The sequence below is a fragment of the Stieleria sp. genome (genome assembly GCF_041595215.1).
Taxonomy (GTDB): domain Bacteria; phylum Planctomycetota; class Planctomycetia; order Pirellulales; family Pirellulaceae; genus Stieleria; species Stieleria magnilauensis.
This window is the reverse complement of sequence record NZ_JBFHKV010000855.1, coordinates 1-3,860: the sequence shown is the minus strand read 5'-3', so window position 1 is coordinate 3,860 and position 3,860 is coordinate 1. Positions and strand designations below refer to the sequence as shown.

At 61.8% G+C, this 3,860-nt stretch carries 5 protein-coding genes; 2 read left to right on the top strand and 3 right to left on the bottom strand.

Going from position 1 to position 3,860, the window contains the following annotated elements; genetic code table 11:
* Nucleotides 1-30: 30 nt before the first annotated feature.
* Entirely contained in the window at nt 31-312 is a 282-nt protein-coding gene (locus ABX749_RS25245; RefSeq protein ID WP_372898441.1) for a fatty acid desaturase, read from the top strand.
* Here the strand turns inward: ABX749_RS25245 and ABX749_RS25240 are convergent.
* From ABX749_RS25240 to ABX749_RS25230, 3 genes are all read right to left on the bottom strand, one after another.
* Nucleotides 266-1,327 (bottom strand): prenyltransferase/squalene oxidase repeat-containing protein, encoded by a 1,062-nt coding sequence (locus ABX749_RS25240; RefSeq protein WP_372898440.1) that lies wholly within the window; start codon nt 1,325-1,327, stop codon nt 266-268. The two genes, ABX749_RS25245 and ABX749_RS25240, sit on opposite strands and share 47 nt — an antisense overlap.
* A gap of 78 nt (nt 1,328-1,405) precedes the next feature.
* A complete protein-coding gene (locus tag ABX749_RS25235) occupies nt 1,406-2,305 on the bottom strand; it encodes an Fpg/Nei family DNA glycosylase (RefSeq protein ID WP_372898439.1) in 900 nt (299 codons plus the stop codon).
* Between the two features lie 129 nt (nt 2,306-2,434).
* On the bottom strand, nt 2,435-3,322 hold the full coding sequence (locus ABX749_RS25230; RefSeq protein WP_372898438.1) for a DUF429 domain-containing protein: 888 nt from the start codon (nt 3,320-3,322) through the stop codon (nt 2,435-2,437).
* Between the two features lie 90 nt (nt 3,323-3,412).
* Between ABX749_RS25230 and ABX749_RS25225 the strand changes: the two genes are divergently transcribed.
* Nucleotides 3,413-3,860, top strand: a 448-nt coding sequence (locus ABX749_RS25225) for a pyridoxal-phosphate dependent enzyme (RefSeq protein WP_372898437.1), incomplete at its 3' end; no start/stop codon positions are given.

The following is a 3,860-nucleotide window of genomic DNA, read 5'->3' as shown; positions in this document are numbered from 1 at the left end:
GATCATCATTTCGAAAGCGACGGGACAAAGATGACACCGTCGGATCACATGCACGATTCTTGCAATTTCACCGGCCGCGATTTCTTCACGTGGCTGCTCTATCCGTTTTCGATTCGCTTTCACGCGCTGCATCACCTCTTTCCGTCGCTGCCGTATCACAATTTGCGAGCGGCGGATCAGTATCTGATGCAAATCTTGCCAGCCGACTCGCCCTACCGCGATTTGCAACAACCCAGCTGGTTCGCGGTCGCTCGCAAGACCCTTGCTACCGTTGATAGATCGGCAGGTAGCCGTAATCCAACTGCAACATGATCAGATTGCAGGCGGTCACATAGACCGGATGGATCTGGCCTTCCCAATTTCCGTCGGGACGTTGCTGGCTGGTGATGCGTTCGTACAACTTGGTGCGGAACGGTTGCCACAATTCGTCGCCCTGACGGTAGACCACTTGGCTGTAATACAGATACGTGTAATGCCAGTGGCCGAACGCGCGGGCACCGTCGCTGATGCCGTGCAGTTCCTTCTTGGTGTACTCGAGCATTTCGGGAACATGCTCGCTGTCGTAATCGCCGGCGTTGTAGAGTGCCGCCAGGGCGGCGGCGGTGATCGCCGGTCGACTGTTGCCGCGCTGACGGCTGCTGTAACTGATCCCGCCGTCCTTGTTCTTGCAGCCGTAAATGTATTCCTTGGCACGCTCGATCACGTCACCACTGACGGGGATGCCGGCGTTGCGGCAACCCCGCAGCCCTTGCACTTGAGTGATCGTCGTGGAGCCTTCATCAAAATCGTTTCCCTCGGCCGCCGACACGTAGCCCCAACCGCCGGCCGCCGTCTGGGCATTGCCGCTGAACTCGACCGCCCGAGTTAACACGTCCACGATTTCGCGGCGACGATCCAACAAGCCCTCCTCGCCGAGCACCTGGGACAAGAACAACATCGCGAACCCGTGCCCATAGGTGTAGCGTTGGTCGGTGGTGGGGTCGCCGATCAGACCGTTGTCGCGGCTCTTGCTGATCAAGTAATCCGACGTCCTGGCGATCTCTTTGGCATACGGTCCCTGGGTGGTCGTCGATCCGCTGCCGATCATCGCCGTTCCGGCCAACGCGGCCATCGCGGTCGGATAGACCTGGGTGTTCCAATGTCCCCGCGAGGATTGAGTCCGCGCGAGCCACGCCAACGCCTTTTGCGTCGCCGTTTCCCACGACGGGTTCCGTGCCGCCGCGTCACACACCCGCTGCCCCAGCAGCGACCCGGCGAGCGAACCGCCGGCGGCGAGAAGGGCGGTCTTGCGAAACCAGTCGCGGCGGTTGGATGAAATCGGCATCATGAATCCGAAAGGGAAGGGTGGTGGCCCGATGGTCGCTCAGCCAGGCCGACTCTGCAGCCGCTCAAGCGAGGGTTCAGTCTACGATTGTACCGCGTCCGCCACCGATCGCGAAACTTCGATTTCGCCGACCGAGCCGTGTCGCCCCGTTTTCCGTTGGCAAATCGGGCAAAAAAATGTACTCCGTTGGCCCTGGACGATTCGGCGAATCACACCGACGGAGCAGCGTCCGCATCCCAAACCGGCCCGATCGTAGACGCGATGGTAGTTTTGATAGCTGCCTTCGTTGTTCAGCGCATTGCGGTACGTCCCGTCGGAGAGCGTGCTGCCCTCGTGCTCGATCGCCTCCCCCAACACCGCTCCAATCCCGGCGTGAATACGCTCCCACTGCGGCCGGCTCAGCTTGTCACAACGGGTGCGTGGATCGACCCCGGCGACGAACAAAATCTCGGCCGCGTACAGGTTTCCGATCCCCGCCACGGCCGCTTGGTCCAGCAGAGCGACCTTGATCACACGGCGACTGTGACGCAGATTTTCACGGAGCTGTGCGGCGCTGATCCGGGTGGCGTCCGGGCCAAGCCGATCGCGGACGTCACGCTGCAATTGGTCCGCGGTCAGCAGTCGCACGGTGCCCAGCCCCCGCCGATCCCAAAACAGCATCTCCTGAATCGCGTCACCATCGAGGATCAGCCGCAACCGCAGATGCTCCGGCCCCGGCGGATCGCTCAACAACACCAATCCCGTCATCCGCGGCTCGATCACGATCGCTTGCGCGTCTTCCAATTCGATGATCACACGTTTGCCCAGACGATCGATGCCGGTGATCAGCCGGCCGCGGACACGTCGATCGAACCGGCCGATCGAAGGCTCAAACAAGATCGGCCGCCGCGCGCAGGGCGGACGCTCGGCGGCGCGAATCCGATGCCCCACCATCGGCAGCACCCCGCGACGCATCGTTTCGACTTCAGGCAACTCCGGCATCTCAATTCCAAAAGTGGCGTAAGCTTCCAACTTGCGAAAGTGGCGTAAGCTTCCAGCTTGCGTTCCCTGGCTGCATCGCAGACAGAGTGCTAACGCACCCAAACGGCAAGCACGATGCCTCCCCCACCCCTAACAATACACAAACCCTTCGCGAGCATAACGCGGGTGTCTCTGGATCGCGGCATGATCGGCGCGCGAGAACCCCAACCAGGCTCCCAAGCCGGCTAGCACTGCGTCGAGCGCATCGCCACCGGGGTCCTGCAGGATCACCCGGCGTCGATGCGACGAAATGTCGACGTAGTTTGAAATCGTTTGCAAAATCGTCCGCCGCGTCCGGCGGTGGATTGTTTCGGGCGGCTTCCCGCCGGACTGTTTGTAGCGTTGATGCGGCAGCCCCAACCGTTTCAGCGTCGACGACGGGCACGCTTCAACCAAGATCGAAGACGCCGGGCCGCGTCCGGCGCGGTGATACTGAAACGGCAACACCAACACATTCCGATCGTCGGCAAGCTCCGCCAGCACTTCGCGCATGCCGTGGTACGTCTGGTAGATGATCCGGTAGTGGTAACAATCAAACGGCGTCTGGGTTTCCCGATCCGTGGTCCGGCGAACGTGTTTGGTCCCCAGCACTCGCTCGGTCGTCTCGACCAGCGACAACCCGAACTCCTTGGCCGATCCGACAAACGCGCTGACATGCGACAATTGGTCCCGCCAGTCGCCCAGCGCCAACTCGATCGGCAATCCGAAGGGGAAATCACAGCCCCAAAATGTTTCCGATTGTGATGCAATGCGGTCGACCAGGTAGCGATTGACTCGGTCGCGGTCGTCACCGCCGGCCGGCCGGCCCAGGGGCTGTAGCGACACCAGTCGAAAACGCGGCGAGCGATCGGCCAGACGCAGCGGCGCGGGGGCGGAAAGTTCGGCGATCCAAGCCGTTTTGCCGGACTGGGCGGCACCGCTAAAATCCACACCGATCACGGTCCGAATCGCCGCATCGGCAATTCGGCGGAATCGCATCGGGCTGGGTTTCGTCGCGTTGACCAACTTGGACGGCCGGGTGAAGATGATGAAGTGACTACGGAAGCATACCTTTTTGGCAAAACTACGATGAGCAGTGCTCCTTCCCAAGAGCCCGCGACGGCGGCGGTCCCCGATGCGAAAGGCCGATTCGGCGAATTCGGCGGCCGCTTCGTCCCCGAAACACTGACCCGCGCACTCGATCAATTGGCCGAAGAATACGACTTGGCCAAGAAAGATCCGGAGTTCCAGCGGGAACTGGACGGATTGTTGAAAACGTTCGTCGGCCGCCCCAGCCCGTTCTATCACGCCCGGCGCCTCTCCGAAGCCGCCGGCGGGGCCCAGATTTGGCTCAAGCGCGAAGACCTCAATCACACCGGGGCGCACAAGATCAACAACACCCTCGGCCAGGCCTTGCTGACGCTGCGAATGGGAAAAACGCGCGTGATCGCGGAAACCGGCGCCGGCCAACACGGCGTCGCCAGCGCGACCGCCTGTGCACACTTCGGGTTGCCCTGCACGGTCTACATGGGTGCCG